Below are 19,485 nucleotides of genomic sequence, written 5' to 3'. Positions count from 1 at the left end.
AGCAGCTCATGATCACACCACACCGGCGCTGTTCTCAAGCACGCCAGGTATCGGGCGAGTGCGGGTTGCGCGGGCTTTACGAGGGCGGACCATGCTGGAGCGGATCCAATCAGAGAACGCGGTGACTGGAACCGTAAAAATTGTTTGCAGCACGTCAGATAACGTCAACGTCGCGTTCTATCAGAATGCCGTGCCGATCATCCGGGATCTCGCGATCGAAAACGCGCTAGGCAGTGACCTGGCGGGAATTTCGGTCCATCTTACGTCGGAACCGGCATTTCTCACCCCCGGGGTCTGGCGCATCGACCGTATCGCCGACCAAACCGTCCACCATATCCGCAGTCTCGATCTGAAGCTTGATCCTGCCTTTCTGGCCGGCATTAACGCCTCCCGGCGTGGCGAGCTTCGCATCCGGGTCGAAGCGGCGGGGACCCTGCTCGCCGAGCAAGCCGTTGAGATTAATCTGCTGCCGCCCTCGCACTGGGGCGGCGTCAATTCAGCGCCGGAGCTGCTGGCGGCCTTTGTCCGGCCAACCGATCCCAGCATCGATGTCATCCTGCGCGAAGCCTCCAACAAGCTTGCCTCCGCCGGTCGCGACGAAGCCCTCGATGGCTACCGCAAGGGCACCAAGGCTCGCGCCTGGGAAATCGCCGAGGCGATCTGGGCAGCGCTGGTGTCACATGCGATCGCCTACGTCTTGCCGCCAAAAAGCTTCGAACGCTCTGGCCAGATGGTCCGAGGCCCTGGCGATATCCTTTCACGCAAGGTCGGCACCTGCCTCGATCTGACGCTGCTGTACGCGTCCTGCCTCGAACAAGCGGGCCTCAACCCTGTCGTTGCCCTCACCGACGGGCATGCATTTGCCGGCATCTGGCTGGTGGACGAGGATTTCTCCGGGCTCGTCGTCGACGACCCCCAGATGTTGCGCAAGCGCGTGCAGCTGGATGAAATGGTCGTGGTCGAGACGACCCTGCTCACGGGTGCGCACCCGGCGCGCTTCAGGCAGGCGGTCGAGGCGGCCAGGAAACTGATTGCCGAGGATGCCGCCTCGCCGTTCGAGCTCGCCATCGACATACGCCGTGCGCGAAGTGCCAAGATCCGGCCTCTCGACCTGTCGGGTTCGGCCGAACCGGCAATCCGGCCCGTCACCGACACTGCGGTGATCGCGCAGGAAGTCGGTGACGTTCCGCATTTCGAAGAGGACCTCGACAAACGTCGCGAGCCGGCAACCGAAAAGAACCTCGACAGGCTCGAGATCTGGAAGCGCAACCTTCTCGACCTCTCGCTGAAGAACCGGCTGCTCAATTTCAAGGATTCGAAATCGACCATTGCAATCGAGTGCCCTGATTGCGCAATGCTCGAGGACAGGCTCTCCGATGGCGAGCGTTTCAAACTGCTGGGCAAGACCACGGTGCTCGACGGCAGCGACGGGCGCGACATGTCGCTGCTCGCTGACCGCCAGAACCAGGACGCACGCAACGATTTCATCCTGGAGGCGATGAAACGAGGCGACCTCCACACAAGCGTAGCTGATATTGAACTGGAAGGCCGGCTCACCGACCTCTACCGCGCATCGCGGCTTGCCTTCGAGGAAGGCGGAGCGAACATCCTCTATTTGTGCCTCGGCTTCCTGAAATGGACGCCGCAGGACGGGGCCGGACCCTACAGGGCGCCGCTGATCCTGGTACCTGTGCAGCTCGAGCGCAAAAGCGTGCGCTCCGGTTTCCGGCTCGCGCTTCACGAAGACGAAGCGCGCTTCAATCCGACGCTCCTGCAGATGCTGAAGCAGGATTTTGACCTGTCGGTGCCGGAGTTCGACGGCGAACTGCCGCAGGACGCCTCCGGCATCGACGTCGCCGGGATCTGGAAGGCCGTCCGCCGTCACATCAAGAGCATCAAGGGCTGGGAGGTCACCGAGCAGGTTACGCTCGCAACGTTATCCTTCACCAAATACCTGATGTGGAAGGACCTCGTCGACCGCACCGATCTGCTCAAGCGCAGTCCCGTGGTGCGCCACCTCATCGATACCCCGACCGAGAGCTACGAGGGGTCCGGCGCGGGCTTCATCGACGCGCGAACCATCGACCAAGTCGTTGAGCCGGCCGAACTGTTCACGCCGCTCTCGGCCGATTCCTCGCAGGTCGCCGCCGTCGTCGCCGCCCAGCGGGGCGCGGACTACGTGCTGTTCGGCCCGCCCGGCACCGGCAAGAGTCAGACGATCGCCAACGCCATAACGAACTGCCTTGCTCACCAGAAGACGGTGCTGTTCGTGTCGCAGAAGACCGCAGCGCTCGAAGTCGTCAGGCAGCGCATGCAGGCGATTGGCCTCGGCAACTATTGTCTCGAGGTGCACTCGACCAAGGCCCAGAAGTCCAGTGTGCTGGAGCAACTGGCAACCGCCTGGCGCGAACGCAATCACGTCACCGAAGAGCACTGGTCGACGGCCGCCGGCGACCTGAAGAAAAAGCGCGATCAGTTGAACAGGCTGGTCTCGGCACTGCACCGCAGGCGCGCGAACGGCATGACGGCCTATGAGGCTTTCGGACGCGTGGTCGCGGATCGCGACCGCCTTGCGGACATCGAGCTGACATGGCCAAACGGAACGGTGCATTCGCCGGAGCAACTCGCCAGGATGCGTGAGAGCTGCGCAGACATACGCACCGCATTGGAGGCGGTCGGGGACCCGTCTGTCCATCCGTTGCAGGGCATCGAGCAAACCCGTTGGAATCCCGCCTGGGCACAATCCTTGCAGCAGGCGATCGATCGGCTGCAAGGCACGCTGCAGCAAATGCGCGAGGCGGCGGACGCGCTCGTCACATCCCTTGGACTGAACGAGGTCACTGACGACAGCTCGTTGCCGCAACTCGTCAAATTGGTTGCACTGATGCTTAACCCAGATGCCGCAGACGGCATGTTGCTGCTCAACGAGGAGGCTCCTCGTCGTGTCCGCGCGCTGACTGCTCTGGCCGGTGTGATCGGCCGCATCCGCAACAGGGCATCCGAACTATCGGTAGAATACGATCTCAAAGCGGCGCTGCTCGACCTATCTACCCTGCAGCGGGAATGGACCGATGCCAGCGCGTCCAACATGCTGGTGCGAAGCGGCCGCAAAAAGAAGGTACGTCTCGTTCTGCAGCCCTACTGCCGCGGCGAGGTGCCCGACGAGATCGGACGCGACCTCGTCGTCTTGCAGGACCTTTGCGATCTGATTCGCGGACTGGAAGCGCTCCGGCCGCATTTTCGCGGCATCGAACGGTTGTGGCGGGGGCCAGATAGCGACCCGGCGCGTATCGCGGCCCTGATCAAATGGGCTCAGGACCTGCAAACTGCGGTCGACGCCTTTCAGATCGACGACGTCCCATCAGAACAGATAACTGCCCACGTCGCCGGGCTCCTCGCGCACGACATCTCGCGCTTTCATTCCGGCGGCCAGGTACGCAGGGCGTTCGATACCATGCACCGGACCTTCCCGGCTATGTATCAGGCCGCCAAGGATGTCGGTGCTTGCGTCGGCCTCGATCGCCCGGAACAGATCATTCGGCTGGAGCCCGGCTGGATCGATGCATTGCAGGAACGGGCGACACGCTGGAAGGCCAACATCATCAAGGCGCCGCAATGGACGACATGGCGGGCGGCGGCGCGGACAGCACGGGCCGCCGGACTTGCCCCGCTGGTGGATGCCGTCGAGGACGGCCGCGTTACGCGCGACGAGCTCGCCGGTGCGTTCGACTACGCCTATGCGCGTTGGGTCGCGGAGACCATCGTGAACGAGGACGAGGTGCTGAGCGGCTTCCTGGCCGAGAGGCATGAGGCCGTGATCGAGGCCTTCGTCGCCGCCGACAAGAAGGTCTGCGAGCTCGCCAGGCAGATTGTCAAGGCGCGGATCGGCGCCGCGGTACCGACCCAGACCAACTTCGGCAAGGACCCGGAATGGGGGACGCTGGCGCGTGAGATCAACAAGAGGGCGCGCCATATGCCGCTGCGCCAGCTGTTCGGGCGGATCCCGAACGTCATGACCCAGCTCGCGCCCTGCATCATGATGAGCCCGCTTTCGATCGCGCAATACCTTCCGGCGGAAGCGAAACCGTTCGATGTCGTAATGTTCGACGAGGCTTCGCAAATCCCCGTCTGGGACGCCATCGGCGCCATCGCTCGCGGCAGCCAAGTGATCATCGTCGGCGACCCGGAACAGCTTCCGCCGACCAGTGTCGGTCAGCGCGGCGTCGACGACGAGGACGACGACGGTTCGACGGTGCAGAGCCAGCAGAGCATACTCGACGAATGTCTCGCCTCGAACATCCCTAGCATGCGACTGTCGTGGCACTACCGCAGCCGCCACGAGAGTCTGATCGCGTTTTCGAACGCGAAATACTACCGTGGCGAACTGATGACGTTTCCGTCACCGGTGACCCGCGACACCGCGGTTCGGTACGTCCACGTCGAGGGCGGCATCTACGAACGCGGCGGCGCCAAGGTCAACCGCAAGGAAGCCGAAGCGGTGGTCGCCGAGGTTGTCGGACGCCTGAAGACATCGACCAAATCGATCGGCGTCGTCACGTTCAACGGCGACCAGCAGCGCCTGATCGAGAACATGCTCGACCAGGCGCGACGCAGCGATCCCGCCCTGGAGCCCCATTTCGACAGGAACCAGACTCGCGAGCCGATTCTCGTCAAGAACATCGAGAACGTTCAGGGCGACGAGCGTGACATCATCATCTTTTCGGTGGCCGTCGGTCCCGACAAGACCGGCCGAGTTACCGCGCAAATCTCCTCGCTCAACAGCGAGGGTGGCCACCGCCGGCTCAATGTCGCGATCACCCGCGCACGTAGCGAGCTTCTGGTGTTCGCGACACTCCGTCCCGAGCAGATCGATCTCGGGCGCACCAGTGCCAAGGGCGTGGTCGACTTCAAGCACTTCCTGGAATTCGCCGAGCACGGCGCGCGCGCCATCGCCGAAGCGTTCTCGCCGACCGGTCGCGGGACGGAATCGCCCTTTGAGGATGCCGTGATGGACGCCCTGCAAAGCCGGGGGTGGCAAGTCCATCCACAGGTCGGCGTTTCATTTTTCCGGATCGACCTCGGGGTCGTGCACCCGGACTTTCCGGGCCGCTATCTCGCCGGCGTTGAATGCGACGGCGCCAGCTACCACCGCTCGGCGACGGCCCGCGACCGCGACCGCCTGCGCGAGATGGTCCTGACCGATCTCGGCTGGCGGATCCGGCGCATCTGGAGCACCGAGTGGTGGATGGACGCGCTATCAGCGACAGAAAAGATCCATCTGCGACTGACTGCCGATCTCGAAGCGGACCGCGCATCGCGGGGGCCCGCCGCCTCCCCGGACGAGGCCATTGCTACTGGCGCGCTGACGGACATGGAGGATGTCCCGGCCAGCGTTCAAGACGCGTCAGAAGAGGCGGAGACTGAACCTCCCGACCAACAGCCGAGCCCCGCCCCAGAAATCGCGCGCGCGCCGCAATACCCCGAGCTGCTTCCTTCTGCACCGGCAAACGACTGCGAACCCGTTGAGGAGCCGAAGCTCTACGCGCGCGGACCAACACCCGCTACGGTAGACCCTGCCGCGATGTCGGGCATCTACACGAAGGCCGACCCCAGCGTCGTCGCCGTCCCCAGCCGCGAGCGCTTCTACGACGTTGTCTACCGCGGCGATCTTCGCAGCATGATTGACCATGTGGTCGAAATCGAGGGACCGATCTATTTCGACGTTTTGATCGACCGCATCGCTCGCGCCCACGGCTTCCAACGTTCGGGCGAGACGGTGCAACGCATCATCCGCTCAGCGCTTGGACGAGGCCGCTTCCCCACAAGCCGTGACGGCGATCGAGAGATCGTCTGGCCGCAAAACACCGCGCCCGGCGCCAAGTCGCCCTACCGTGGTGGCGGCGGCCGTGAGCACGGCGATGTGCCGCTGCCCGAACTAGCGGGCCTTGCCGATGTCCTTCGTGCCCAGGGCCTAGAGCAGGAGGAAGACCTGATCCGCGGCATGCAGGAACACTTCGGACTCGGCCGGCTCGCAATCTCCACGCGTCAGCGCTTCGAGGCGGCTATAACGTCTGATGAGACCTGATCGAGAGCCGATGCACCCCGCTACCATCGGAATAACGCGCGGACCGAGGTTGCGTCGGGTCCAACGTCCTTCCAGTATCGAGGTGACAAAAAGTCTGTATCAGTTTGGAAGTCCCCGGCCGATATGGTTGAGCAGGACCGTTCGGGATGCGCTCGAAGCGACCTCGCCGAAACGCGACGGCACCGCGCGCTTCGATCCACGAGGCGCTGACCAAGGCTCGTGCCGAGCAACAGCTTCTGCGCCAGGCCTCGGTCGATGCCTCACCCCGCTTATGTTCCCAAGGAAGCAACGCGGAGCTGGCCGCGGCCCAAGAAATGATCCAGACAGCCGATATCGTTCGTGAACTGGCCGACACCATCAATGCCCAGTCTGGAACGGATGGGATCGAAGGAAGCCAGATGTCGCTCCCGGAAACCGGTCTTGAAGCGCCGGCTGAACCCGAAATTCTTGCGGCGATAGAGCCCACTCAGCCGGACGAAGTCCCCCTGCCCTTCGAGGCGGACCGGCCGTCACGTTGCCGGACAACACCAGGGTCGCGGTGATCAAGGCCAGCCTCTACGATCCGCAGATCAACCGCAGCTACGCCGACATGGCGGCGTATTACGGCTCGGCCATAGTCGAGCCGCCGGGCTAATGAGGGCGCGGCGTCTCGACAGTCGGAGAATGGGACATGCAGAAGACGCTTTATGTCGTGCTGGACGTTCACAAGGACAGACGTCGGTGGCGCATCAGGATCCGTGACGAAAGTGGCGAACGACTCATTCCACTCGCTGCTCAACCTTGGAGCCGGACACGAGCGCGCAGCCGCTCATACAATTGCACTTCTGTTTGATGGGTCAGTTCCACCACGATTGCAAAGCGTTGTTGCGTTTCAAACGTTCCAGCCCAACCGCCGTCGCAACGCACGACTAGATAATAGCTGTCACCATAGGCTTCGGTGCCGCGCGTAAACGTTACGCTCGCAGTTTGCAGAGTTCCGCGTTCGCGCTCGCGCGGGCCCGGCTTCAGGTCGCAATCGAAACGATTGTCGATATCCGGCTGACGTCCCTCTTCTTGGGTTCTCCGTCGGAAGTGCTCGAAGATCAGATCGGGACTACATCCTCGCACGAGACGAAAACTCATGCCAATTCCGGCATAGTCGGCGCGGGTGTGACGAACTGGGGGATCGAAGGCAAGCGTCACGCGGATGCTCCGACGGCCGCCACTCTGGAACAGCTCGGGGATCGGCAACTGATAGACCGCAAAGTGGTCGAGCGCCAATTCATCCTCGGCGTACAGCACGACGCGATGATCATCCGAATATGCTGCTCGCTCTGAATCGACAGCGCCATGGCCGCAGATTGAACGCATGGCATCGTCACCGAGGGTTTGAAGCCTGAGCTGGGCCTCATCCGGGATGCGCGCCGCGCCTGCAAGCAACGCACGGACGAGGTTTGCAGATGCGTTGGGAAAGCGCGCAAGAATCTGCGCTGCTTTGTGGGCAACGCGAGGGGCGGCATAGGACGTACCCGACCCCGCCGTAAATAACCGGTCAAGATACAGATGATGGAGCGTGAGAACACCGGCCGTCGGCAAGTCTTCGCCCAGCCGCAGCCGCCCTATTGCGGGATCGAATACCATTGTGCCACCGACATCGACTAGATCCGGCTTGATGGAACCGCCGATGCCGGGTCCTATCCTCGTAAAGGGCGCAGGCTCGAACGCACGTGTAATAGGTCGGATATGAACATGCTCGACAAGATCGGGCCCAAGACCCTCGCCGTTCGCCAACGCACCGACCGTGAGGACGTTCATGGCGCCGGCGGGCTCACACAATCGGTTGGCCGGCTCGAGCAGATAGCCGGGATACTCCGTGACGGCTTGTTCCAGGCGGTTGCCGCTGCGGGGCGCGCGATTGCCGGCCGACACGATGATGACGGAATCGAGTTCGCGGGCGAGTTCATCGAGCGTCGCGGCCCAGGGCCCAACCTTGCCTCCGTCATAGGTGCGCTTGGGATCACCGAGCGCGACGACGAAGAGCCGACAACCGAAGCGCTGATTGAGAGCGGTCAGGGCTTCGCGCATCTGGGAGGGAACAAGACGACGCTCGTCGAACTGACCACGTTCGTTCACGACCTTGGCCGAAGCAACGCGCCCCGCTCGTGCCAGCGCTCCAGCAGCAATCTGATCGCGCAGATCGCCAAATAGCGACACACCGGCAACGCGTGTGCCGTGGCCCCAATCGTCGGCCGTGCCGAGCCTTTCCGGCACGCCGATCGCACCGACGATGGCGCCCGCCAGCAGCGGATGATCGTTGACGCCGCTGTCGATGATACCAATGACCGGCGCGTCGTTGCCAAGGTCGTCCATCTCCGGCAAATCAGCGATCGTCAGCTCAAACGCCTCGCCGGTGGCGATATCAGGTTCAGGCGGCAGATCGACATCGGCAACGTCTTCGACCGTCAGAAGCGTTTGTATGACGCCGCCCGACATGCGCGCGCGCAGCATCGTAATCGACGGGCCAACATAGCGGTCAAGCACTTCGCCTCCCCGCGCATCAATGTACTCGGCGATTTGCTCAAGCTTTCGGGTACGGAGTTCACGTCGGCCAATGTCCCATAGCTCGAGATCGAGGACGAAGATTCGGTCCGCATCGAAGTCCTCGGGCACCGTCAGGCCTTCTTCGCGCAATCGCAGCCCAATACGGTCGCGGGGCTCAACGGCGCCGATCTCTTCGATGCGGGTGATGAAGCCGTTATAGGACGGGGCGGCTTGTCCTGGCGGGGTTCCCTGCGCATAGGCTTGCAGACGATCACGAAAACTCTGCAGATCGTCATTCGATGCGAAGAGGATCAGGGTTTTGTCTTCATCGCTGGCGAGAAGTGTCAGTCCAAGCCGCTCCCAGTCTTCCTCCATCGTCATTCCGGTCATTCGAACGCGCAGAATGAGCGACGGGTCGATGAACTCCGGGCGGCGCCGGCGTTGCTGCTCTGCAATCGCGGTGTCGAGCTCAGCACGAAGCTTGCGGCTATGTCCGCCGACGTCTCGATGAGGGGCAGCACCGCCTCCCCCATGCTTCCGCCGTTCGAGACGCTCGGGAAGCCGCAGGAGCTGGAGGTGGTCGTAGCGCGGCACGCCGGATTAGTCTTCCAAATGCTGCAGGCGTGCGGTGCCGGATCGCCGTCGGATCTCATCGGCGACGGCGTGACGGAAGTCCGGTTCACGGACTTCTTTGCGGCGCTCGATCACTGCGGCCTTGATCGCTTGCACACAAATGCGTTCGATCTCGGCGAAAGAATAGCCTTCCAGCGAAACGACGTGGGACATCGGATCGAAAGCTGTTTTGATATTCTTGAATTTCAGCGCCAAGAAATGCTCGATCATCTCCCGGTCCGGCTTTTCGAACCAGATGACCTCGTCAAAGCGACGCCAGACCGCAGGGTCAAGAGATTGGTCGAGATTGGTCGCAGCGACCAAAAAGCCCTTCGGCTTGATCCGGTCGATGAATATCAAAAGGCTGTTGACCACGCGCCGCAGTTCGTTGTGCTCGCTCGTATCGTCACGCGAGCGCGCCAGGGCATCGAATTCGTCGAGAAAGAGGACGCAGGGCTGCTTGCGCGCGAACTCGAAAATCTTGCGAACATTGGTCGCAGTTTCGCCGAGATAAGACGAGATCAGGCGGTCGATCTTGACCACGAACAACGGAAGCCCGAACTCGCCCGCGAAGATCTCGGTGCAAAGAGTCTTTCCGCAGCCCGGAGGTCCACAGAACAACAGCTTCGATCGCACCGGCAGTCCGTTGCGGCGGATGTCATCGGCGCGGCGGAATTCCTGAATTAGTCCGGAAAAGATCCGAATATTGGCCTTGCTAAGAACAATGTCGCCCTTGGTATGCTCCGGCTCGACGCGCTCGACGAAATCGTTGGCGGCGTCCGGGAATGGAATGAGCGGTGCTAGCGCCCGTGGGGGAGATGCGCGGTTCGAGCTATGGTCGAGGGTTTGGCGGAGCGACCGCGCCAGAACGCGGTTGTTCTTCTGCTCCTCCTCAAGAATGATCTGTTCGGCAACCGCTCGGAACTCGTCGTCCCGGCCGTAACTCGCCAACAGCTTTTTCATCAACTCGCCGCGAGCCATTAGCAGTCCACTTATCTACTTTGGCGACAAACATAGTTTGGATCGTCCGGTCTCACCATGCCTTTCAGCCGTTAAAACCACGTCAACCACAGCCAGATGCGGGCTGACGACAGCGACTCGCGGGCTGGCTCCGGCCGATCGGGCGGGCACGGACCGGCACGTACAGATGCCTATGCAGCTAGTCCAAACAAATATCGAACAAAACAAGAATCTGCAACAGTCGACTCGCGCCCTCGGACCGGGAATTTGTGCACCCCTCTGATCGCACGGATGAGGTCCGACCCGCTTGTCATTTTCGGCAAGCGCATCGTCCTCGGCGACTCCGCCCTCGCGCAGCGAAGCGGTGGGAAGCTGGCTTCGCATATGCGCGGTTGTTACGTCGCGGAGATTCGCTGGCTCACTGTCAGCGCCGCCGCGAGACCATAACTCGCGGGGTCGTCGCCGGTACCGAAGAAGGCCGAAAGCAATTCGTTAGAAAAGTCGATCGCCGATCGCTTTACCTCGGCAGGAGCGCCGGGCCGCAGCTGCGCCGGCCCCACGCTGGCTGCAAGCCGTCCAACAGCATCGTCGAAGGACAGGCCTTTGTCGGGCATTTGCTGCGCCGGTAGTCGGCATTGAGACACAATGCCAGAAACCTGACACTACGCGCCGCTACGAAGTGCCTGCTGCGCCTGCGAATTCACTTCGGCACGCGATTTGCTCTGTTCACGGCAACATCACCATCGCAGTGCGATGGTCTTCGGGACGGACACGGCGCCCGTCGCTGTTCGCGTCTGGTCCGTTCCGACGGTTTGCTGGGGCAATGACTTGGCGCTCGGTTGTGGACCGAGAAAATGCAGGGAAGTGTTGGATGCGATCTAGAGTTCTTCTTTTGGGAGCCACAACAATTGCGCTCGTCGCGAGCGGTGCAACCAAAGCGGCAGACCTTGAGCCAGGAGTGAAACTGCCACCGGCGGTGTGGGACTGGTCCGGAGGCTATATTGGCGGACACATCGGTGGGCGGGTACGGTCGAACCTCCTTCACCAATCCCTACGGTCAGTCGATCTATGGCGATGCCGACAGGTTCGATGTCACCCGGCGGCACAACCCGCACCTGTCGTTCGGCCAGGGACCGCATTTCTGCCTGGGCGTCGCGCTGGCGCGCCTGGAATTGCGATGCGCCTTCCCCGCGCTGTTCGTGCGGCTGGAGGATCTGGCGCTGACCATCGCCGCGGAGGACGTCGTCTACATGCCGTCTTACGTCATTCGCTGCCCGCAGCGCCTGTCACCTTCCGCCCTTCCATCGCTTAGAGCCTGTCACCTTCCGCCCTTCCATCGCTTAGAGAGTGAAGTGCCAGCATGTCCGAACAACACTTGCCGAGATGTGGCGCGTCGATCACATCGAGCCCTCGCCCGAGATGTTGGCGCTACGCGCCAACGGTCCGATCCACCGCGTGCGCTTCCCGTCCGGGCACGAGGGCTGGTGGGTGACAGGCTACGACGAGGCCAAGGCGGTGCTGTCCGACGCGGCGTTCCGGCCCGCGGGAATGCCGCCGGCGGCATTCACCCCGGATTCGGTGATTCTCGGTTCGCCGGGATGGCTGGTATCGCACGAGGGGGGCGAGCATGCCCGGTTACGCACGCTCGTGGCGCCGGCCTTCGGCAACCGCAGGGCGAAGCTGCTAGCGCAGCAGGCCGAGGCGATCGCCGCGGACTTGTTCGAGACGCTGGCGGCCCAGCCCCAGCCCGCCGACCTGCGGCGCCACCTCTCCTTTCCGCTTCCGGCCATGGTCATCAGCACGCTGATGGGCGTGCTGTACGAGGATCACGCCTTTTTCGCCGGGCTGTCCGACGAGGTGATGACGCACCAGCATGAAAGCGGCCCGCGCAGCGCGTCGCGCCTGGCCTGGGACGAACTGCGCGCCTACATTCGCGGCAAGATGCGGGACAAGCGCCAGGATCCAGGCGACAACCTGCTGACGGATCTGCTCGCGGCGGTCGACCAGGGCAAGGCGACCGAGGAAGAGGCGATCGGCCTGGCGGCGGGCATGCTGGTGGCGGGGCACGAGAGCACCGTCGCGCAGATCGAATTCGGCCTGCTGGCCATGTTCCGCCATCCGCAACAGCGCGAACGCCTGGTCGGCGATCCATCCCTGGTGGATAAGGCGGTGGAGGAAATCCTGCGCATGTACCCGCCGGGCGCGGGCTGGGACGGCATCATGCGCTATCCGAAGACCGACGTGACCATCGCGGGCGTGCATATTCCCGCGGAGAGCAAGGTGCTGGTCGGCCTGCCGGCGACGTCGTTCGATCCGCGCCATTTCGACGACCCGGAAATCTTCGACATCGGACGCGACGAAAGGCCGCACCGGGCGTTCTCCTACGGGCCGCACCAGTGCATCGGTGTGGCGCTGGCCAGGCTGGAAATCAAGGTGGTGTTCGGTTCGATCTTCCAGCGCTTTCCCGCGCTGCGCCTCGCTGTGGCGCCCGAAGAACTGAAGTTGCGCAAGGAGATCATCACTGGCGGATTCGAGGAGTTCCCGGTGCTCTGGTGATGCGCGGACGCCGCCGGGGATCGCGATCTCCACAATTTGCCGGCGCGCCTGGCGCGCGCCGGTCAGATCAGCCAGCCAACAGGTAACCAAGATGGACGAGCAAGAAACCACGGCAGCATGCCGGGACGCCTTCGCCGAACTGGCGTCGCCAGCGTGCATCCAGGACCCGTATCCGTTCATGCGGTGGTTGCGCGAGCACGATCCGGTGCATCGCGCGGCGTCGGGTCTCTTTCTGTTGAGCCGCCACGCCGACATCTACTGGGCGCTCAAGGCCACGGGCGATGCGTTTCGGGGACCGGCGCCGGGCGAAATGACGCGCTATTTCCCGCGTGTGGCGACCAGCCTGTCGCTCAATCTGCTGGCGTCCACGCTAGCGATGAAGGACCAACCGACGCATACGCGTCTGCGCCGGTTGGTCTCGCGCGATTTCACCATGCGCCGGATCGACGACCTGCGGCCGAGCATCGCGCGCATCGTCGCAGCCCGCCTGGACGGCATGGCGCCCGCGCTGGAGCGCGGGGAGGCAGTGGACCTGCATCGGGAATTCGCGCTGGCCTTGCCCATGCGGGTCTTCGCCGAACTGTTCGGCATGCCCCCGGACGACATCTTCGGGCTCGCCGCCGGCATCGGCGCCATTCTGGAAGGCCTGCGCCCGCACGCCAGCGATCCCCAGCTCGCCGCGGCGGACGCGGCCAGCGCCAGGGTACAGGCCTACTTCGGCGACCTCATACAGCGCAAGCGCACCGATCCCCGCCACGACATCGTGTCGATGCTGGTCGGCGCACACGACGACGATGCCGACACGCTGTCGGATGCGGAGTTGATCAGCATGCTGTGGGGCATGCTGCTGGGCGGCTTCGCCACCACTGCTGCGGCCATCGACCATGCGGTCCTGGCGATGCTGGCGTATCCCGAACAGCGGCACTGGCTGCAGGGAGACGCCGTGGGGGTGAAGGCATTCGTCGAAGAAGTCCTGCGCTGCGACGCGCCCGTTATGTTCAGCTCCATTCCGCGTATCGCCCAGCGCGACATCGAACTGGACGGCGTGGTGATCCCGAAGAACGCGGACGTGCGCGTGCTGGTCGCGGCCGGCAATCGCGACCCGGACGCCTTTGCCGATCCCGACCGCTTCGATCCCGCGCGGTTCTACGGCACCAGTCCTGGCATGTCGACCGACGGAAAGATCATGCTGAGCTTCGGCCACGGCATTCACTTCTGCCTCGGTGCGCAACTGGCCCGGGTGCAGTTGGCCGAGAGCCTGCCGCGGATCCAGGCGCGCTTCCCCACGCTGGCATTGGCCGAGCAGCCGACTCGGGAGCCCTCCGCGTTCCTTAGGACGTTCCGCGCGCTGCCGGTGCGGCTGCATGCGAAGGGGGGCTGAGATGCGCGTCGTGGTCGACCAGGATCTGTGCGGAACCACCGGGCAGTGCGTGCTGACGCTGCCGGGCACCTTTCGCCAGCGCGAGCCGGACGGCGTGGCCGAAGTGTGCGTGGCGACGGTCCCGCAGGCGCTGCACGCCGCCGTGCGGCTCGCGGCCAGCCAGTGCCCGGTCGCCGCCATTCGGGTCATCGAAAGCGACGCTGGCGATGACGAGCGCGCCAGCGCCGACCCTGCGCCTTCTCCGGCGGAGGCCGAGCGGCATGCCGCGAAAGACCAACGCAATCCCGGAGGACATGATGGGACGGTTTGAAGGCAAGGTGGCCGTGGTGACCGGCGCCGGCGCCGGCATCGGCAAGGCATGCGCCCTCGCCATCGCGCGCGAGGGCGGCAGAGTGGTCGTGGCCGACATTGATGGCTCGGGGGCCATCGCCTGCACCGCGCAGATCGCGGCCGAAGCGGGCCACGCGCTGGCTCTAGCCATGGACATCGCCGATGCGCAGGCGGTGGCAACGCTGTTCGAGACGGCGGAGCGGCACTTCGGTGGGGTCGACCTGCTGGTGAACAACGCGAGCGCCATGCATCTGACCCTGCGCGACCGCGCGATCCTCGACCTGGACCTGGCGGTCTGGGATCAGACCATGGCGACCAATCTGCGCGGCACGCTGCTCTGCTGCCGGCAGGCCATCCCACGGATGATCGCCCGCGGCGGTGGCGCGATCGTCAACATGTCGTCGTGCCAGGGGCTCAGCGGTGACACCGCGCACACGTCCTACGCCGCGTCGAAGGCGGCAATGAACATGCTGTCGGCCTCGCTCGCCACCCAGTACGGTCATGCGCAGATCCGCTGCAACGCGGTTGCGCCGGGTCTCATCATGACCGAGCGTCTCCTCGCCAAGCTGGACGAGTGCATGCAACGGCATCTGCGCCGGCACCAGCTCCTGCCGCGCGTCGGCCGCCCCGAGGATGTCGCCGCGCTGGTGGCGTTCCTGCTCTCCGACGATGCTGCGTTCATCACCGGCCAGGTCGTGTGCATCGACGGGGGCATGCTGGCGCATGTGCCGACGTACGCCGACGGCGGCAACAGCCGCGCCGCGCGGCCTGCCGGCGACACCGCCGAAGCGGCCGCGGCGCCGCGCTACTGATGGACATGCTGCTCAACCCGCTGGACCGTCGGCAACGGCTGCGATACGACATCCCGGTCGTGCCCGGCGCTTTCCCCCTGGTCGGGCATCTTCCCGCCATCGTCTGCGACCTGCCGCGCCTGCTGCGGCGCGCGGAACGGACGCTGGGCAGCCACTTCTGGCTGGATTTCGGCCCTGCCGGACACCTGATGACCTGCGTGGATCCGGATGCGTTCGCACTGCTCCGGCACAAGGACGTGTCCTCCGCGCTGATCGAAGAGATCGCGCCCGAATTGTTTGGCGGAACGTTGGTCGCTCAGGACGGCGGCGCTCACCGGCAGGCGCGCGATGCGATCAAGGCGGCGTTCCTGCCCAAGGGGCTGACCCAGGCCGGCATCGGCGATCTGTTCGCGCCCGTCATCCGGGCGCGGGTGCAGGCGTGGCGCGACCGCGGCGACGTAACCATCCTGCGCGAAACCGGCGACCTGATGCTCAAGCTCATCTTCAGCCTCATGGGAATCCCCGCGCAGGACCTGCCGGGATGGCATCGCAAGTACCGGCAACTGCTGCAGTTGATCGTCGCGCCCCCGGTCGACCTGCCCGGACTGCCCTTGCGGCGCGGCCGCGCCGCCCTCGACTGGATCGACACGCGGTTGCGCCAGTACGTCCGCGACGCGCGCGCGCATGCCGCGCGCACCGGGTTGATCAACGACATGGTGAGCGCCTTCGATCGCAGCGACGATGCGCTCTCCGATGACGTCCTGGTCGCCAATATCCGCTTGCTGCTGCTTGGCGGTCACGACACCACCGCCTCGACGATGGCCTGGATGGTGATCGAGCTGGCGCGGCAGCCTATGCTGTGGGACGCCCTGGTCGAGGAGGCGCAACGTGTGGGCGCGGTGCCGACCCGGCACGCGGACCTGGCGCAGTGTCCGGTCGCCGAGGCGATTTTCCGCGAGACGCTGCGCGTGCATCCGGCGACCACGGTCCTGCCGCGTCGCGCGCTGCAGGAATTGCAACTCGGCCAACGGCGCATTCCCGCGGGCACCCATCTGTGCATCCCGCTGCTGCATTTCTCGACTTCGGCGCTGCTGCACGAGGCGCCTGATCAGTTCCGCCTGGCGCGGTGGCTGCAACGCACGGAGCCGATCCGGCCGGTGGACATGCTGCAGTTCGGTACCGGCCCACACGTCTGCATCGGCTACCACCTGGTATGGCTGGAACTGGTGCAGTTCTGCATCTCCTTGGCGCTGACCATGCACAAGGCCGGGGTGCGGCCGCGGTTGCTGAACGGCGCTGAAAAAGGCCGGCGCTATTACCCGACCGCACATCCGTCCATGACAATCCGCATCGGATTCTCATGAGCTGGCATCGCATGCCCCGTGTGGCAGGCAGCGGCGCCGGCGACGCGCGGCATTGCTGCACTCGGCGCGCGCGCCGGGTGCGACGCCGGCAACACCGCGGCGGCTCGCCGCTCGCCGTGGCCGTCTCCTGTCAGGTACAAGGACATGAACAACATGCGGACAGGTTCCACGCTACACGACGACCGAACTGGCGTTTCCGCGCTCGGCGGATTGCGCGCGCAGGCGCGCGGCGCATCCGTCAGGCTGCTGCAGGAGATCTGGATGAGGACGGCGCAAAGCGGGTCGAACAGGCGCTGGCGCGTCTTCTCTGCGTCGAACATGCGCCGGGCCGCGACGGGCCTGCGGCGACGTGCGCGGCGTCTGCCCGATCCTGGTTCTCGTCAACCGTCTGTAGAAGGAACATCCCGCGTGAACGCGCAGTCCGAACAGATCCTTTCCGAATTGCGCCACCTGCTAAGCGAGATGAGCGATGGCGGCAGCGTCGGTCCGTCCGTCTACGACACGGCGCGAGCTCTGCAGTTCCACGGCAACGTCACCGGTCGGCAGGACGCATACGCGTGGCTCATCGCGCAGCAACAGGCCGATGGCGGATGGGGAAGCGCGGACTTCCCGCTGTTCCGCCATGCGCCCACGTGGGCGGCGTTGCTGGCATTGCAGCGTGTCGATCCTCTTCCCGGCGCTGCCGACGCAGTCCGGGCTGCAACCCGGTTCCTCCAGCGCCAGCCCGATCCCTACGCGCATGCGGTGCCGGAAGACGCGCCGATCGGCGCGGAGCTGATCCTGCCGCAGTTTTGCGGCGAGGCCGCATCCTTGCTGGGCGGCGTGGCGTTTCCGCGCCACCCGGCGCTGTTGCCGTTGCGGCACGCGTGCCTGGTCAAGCTGGGGGCGGTGGCGACGTTGCCGAGCGGCCATCCGTTGCTGCACTCCTGGGAAGCCTGGGGGACGTCGCCGACCACCGCATGCCCGGATGACGACGGCAGCATCGGCATCAGTCCGGCCGCCACCGCCGCGTGGCGTGCGCACGCCGTGACACAGGGGAGCACGCCGCAGGTCGGGCGCGCCGACGCGTATCTGCAGGCGGCATCGCAGGCGACGCGCAGCGGCATCGAAGGTGTCGTTCCCAACGTCTGGCCGATCAATGTGTTCGAGCCATGCTGGTCGCTGTACACCCTGCATCTGGCCGGGCTGTTCGCGCATCCCGCGCTCGCCGAGGCGGTGCGCGTGATCGTCGCGCAGCTCGACGCCCGCCTGGGCGTGCGCGGTCTGGGCCCGGCCTTGCACTTCGCGGCCGATGCGGACGACACCGCCGTTGCGTTGTGCGTCCTGCGCCTTGCAGGCCGCGACCCGGCGGTCGATGCGTTGCGCCATTTCGAAATCGGCGAGCTGTTCGTCACCTTCCCCGGCGAGCGCAATGCCTCGGTGTCGACCAACATCCATGCCCTGCATGCGTTGCGACTGTTGGGAAAGCCCGCCGCCGGCACCAGCGCCTACGTCGAGGCCAATCGCAATCCGCACGGTCTATGGGACAACGAAAAATGGCACGTTTCGTGGCTGTATCCCACCGCGCATGCGGTCGCTGCGCTGGCGCAAGGCAAGCCCCAGTGGCGCGACGAGCGCGCGCTGGCGGCGCTGCTGCAGGCGCAGCGCGACGACGGCGGCTGGGGCGCCGGTCGCGCGTCCACATTCGAGGAAACCGCCTATGCGCTGTTCGCGTTGCACGTGATGGACGGGAGCGAAGAGCCGACAGGGCGCCGGCGGATCGCGCAGGCGGTGGCGCGTGCGCTGGAGTGGATGCTCGCCCGCCATGCGGCGCATGCATTGCCGCAGACGCCGCTGTGGATCGGTAAGGAACTGTATTGCCCGACCCGGGTCGTGCGCGTGGCCGAACTCGCCGGGTTGTGGCTGGCGCTTCGTTGGGGGCGGCGCGTCCTGGCCGAGGGAGCAGGAGCGGCGCCATGATCCAGACCGAACGCGCGCTGCAGCAGGTGCTGGAGTGGGGGCGTTCCCTGACCGGGTTCGCCGACGAGCATGCCGTGGAAGCGGTCAGGGGCGGCCAGTACATCCTGCAGCGCATCCACCCGAGCCTGCGCGACACCAGCGCCCGCACCGGCCGCGATCCGCAGGACGAAACGCTGATCGTGGCGTTCTATCGCGAACTGGCGCTGCTGTTCTGGCTCGACGATTGCAACGACCTTGGCCTGATCGCGCCGGAGCAGCTCGCCGCGGTGGAGCAGGCGCTGGGGCAGGGCGTGCCGTGCGCACTCCCCGGGTTCGAGGGCTGCGCTGTGCTGCGCGCTTCGCTGGCCGCGCTCGCCTACGATCGTCGCGACTATGCTCAGCTTCTCGACGATACCCGGTGCTACTGCGCGGCGCTGCGCGCCGGACACGCGCAGGCGGCAGGGGCGGAACGCTGGTCCTACGCCGAGTACCTGCACAACGGTATCGATTCGATCGCCTACGCGAACGTGTTCTGTTGCCTGTCGTTGCTGTGGGGGCTGGACATGGCGACCTTGCGCGCGCGTCCGGCGTTTCGCCAGGTCCTGCGGCTCATCTCCGCGATAGGGCGCGTGCAGAACGATCTGCATGGACGCGACAAGGACAGATCGGCCGGCGAGGCCGACAACGCGGCGATCCTGCTGCTGCAGCGCTATCCGGCTATGCCTGTGGTGGAGTTCCTGAACGACGAGCTGGCCGGCCATACGCGCATGCTGCACCGGGTGATGGCGGAAGAACGCTTTCCCGCGCCGTGGGGACCGTTGATCGAGGCCATGGCGGCCATCCGCGCGCAGTACTACCAGACCTCGACCAGCCGCTACCGCAGCGACGCTGCGGGGGGAGGCCAGCGTGCGCCGGCCTGAACGCGCGGGAGGCGGCGGCGTGCGCGCG

12 protein-coding genes and 1 pseudogene are annotated in these 19,485 nt (G+C 65.0%); 10 read left to right on the top strand and 3 right to left on the bottom strand.

Going from position 1 to position 19,485, the window contains the following annotated elements:
- Positions 1–91 precede the first annotated feature (91 nt).
- Positions 92–6,085 (top strand): DUF3320 domain-containing protein, encoded by a 5,994-nt coding sequence (locus tag ACP2YO_RS12500; RefSeq protein ID WP_426441138.1) that lies wholly within the window; start codon positions 92–94, stop codon positions 6,083–6,085.
- Between the two features lie 146 nt (positions 6,086–6,231).
- Positions 6,232–6,627, top strand: coding sequence for a hypothetical protein (locus ACP2YO_RS12495; RefSeq protein ID WP_426441137.1), 396 nt, complete (start codon positions 6,232–6,234; stop codon positions 6,625–6,627).
- A 232-nt stretch (positions 6,628–6,859) separates the two neighbouring features.
- Here the strand turns inward: ACP2YO_RS12495 and ACP2YO_RS12490 are convergent, their stop codons facing one another.
- The 3 genes from ACP2YO_RS12490 to ACP2YO_RS12480 all read right to left on the bottom strand — a co-directional run bounded on the left by ACP2YO_RS12490 (position 6,860) and on the right by ACP2YO_RS12480 (position 10,791).
- The gene (locus ACP2YO_RS12490) at positions 6,860–9,199 is read right to left on the bottom strand and encodes a S8 family peptidase (protein WP_426441136.1); all 2,340 of its coding nucleotides are present in this window, start codon (positions 9,197–9,199) and stop codon (positions 6,860–6,862) included.
- A gap of 6 nt (positions 9,200–9,205) precedes the next feature.
- Entirely contained in the window at positions 9,206–10,180 is a 975-nt protein-coding gene (locus ACP2YO_RS12485) for an AAA family ATPase (protein WP_426441135.1), read from the bottom strand.
- A 392-nt stretch (positions 10,181–10,572) separates the two neighbouring features.
- Positions 10,573–10,791, bottom strand: a complete 219-nt coding sequence (locus ACP2YO_RS12480) for a hypothetical protein (protein WP_426441134.1) — start codon at positions 10,789–10,791, stop codon at positions 10,573–10,575.
- Between the two features lie 769 nt (positions 10,792–11,560).
- Here ACP2YO_RS12480 and ACP2YO_RS12475 point away from each other — a divergent pair.
- The 8 genes and pseudogenes from ACP2YO_RS12475 to ACP2YO_RS12440 all read left to right on the top strand — a co-directional run bounded on the left by ACP2YO_RS12475 (position 11,561) and on the right by ACP2YO_RS12440 (position 19,457).
- Positions 11,561–12,733 (top strand): cytochrome P450, encoded by a 1,173-nt coding sequence (locus tag ACP2YO_RS12475; protein WP_426441133.1) that lies wholly within the window; start codon positions 11,561–11,563, stop codon positions 12,731–12,733.
- 91 nt (positions 12,734–12,824) lie between these two features.
- Positions 12,825–14,114 (top strand): cytochrome P450, encoded by a 1,290-nt coding sequence (locus tag ACP2YO_RS12470; RefSeq protein WP_426441132.1) that lies wholly within the window; start codon positions 12,825–12,827, stop codon positions 14,112–14,114.
- 1 nt (position 14,115) lies between these two features.
- Positions 14,116–14,424: a ferredoxin gene (locus ACP2YO_RS12465; protein WP_247803975.1), complete on the top strand. Its 309-nt coding sequence runs from the start codon at positions 14,116–14,118 to the stop codon at positions 14,422–14,424.
- Positions 14,411–15,256 carry an SDR family oxidoreductase gene (locus ACP2YO_RS12460; protein WP_426443154.1) on the top strand — a complete coding sequence of 282 codons (846 nt, stop codon included), beginning with the start codon at positions 14,411–14,413 and terminating at the stop codon, positions 15,254–15,256. Before ACP2YO_RS12465 ends, ACP2YO_RS12460 begins: the two co-directional genes overlap by 14 nt.
- Positions 15,256–16,599, top strand: coding sequence for a cytochrome P450 (locus ACP2YO_RS12455; RefSeq protein WP_426441131.1), 1,344 nt, complete (start codon positions 15,256–15,258; stop codon positions 16,597–16,599). Before ACP2YO_RS12460 ends, ACP2YO_RS12455 begins: the two co-directional genes overlap by 1 nt.
- Before the next feature lie 153 nt (positions 16,600–16,752).
- Positions 16,753–16,916 (top strand): annotated as a pseudogene (locus tag ACP2YO_RS12450) (polyprenyl synthetase family protein); the annotation flags it as partial.
- A 91-nt stretch (positions 16,917–17,007) separates the two neighbouring features.
- A complete protein-coding gene (locus tag ACP2YO_RS12445; protein WP_426441130.1) occupies positions 17,008–18,558 on the top strand; it encodes a hypothetical protein in 1,551 nt (516 codons plus the stop codon).
- Positions 18,555–19,457, top strand: coding sequence for a terpene synthase family protein (locus ACP2YO_RS12440; RefSeq protein WP_426441129.1), 903 nt, complete (start codon positions 18,555–18,557; stop codon positions 19,455–19,457). Before ACP2YO_RS12445 ends, ACP2YO_RS12440 begins: the two co-directional genes overlap by 4 nt.
- The last annotated feature ends 28 nt before the right edge of the window (positions 19,458–19,485 follow it).

The sequence above is a fragment of the Bradyrhizobium genosp. P genome, assembly GCF_049949265.1.
Lineage (GTDB): Bacteria > Pseudomonadota > Alphaproteobacteria > Rhizobiales > Xanthobacteraceae > Bradyrhizobium.
Note: the sequence above shows the minus strand (reverse complement) of the source record. Positions and strands in the feature narration are given on the sequence as shown.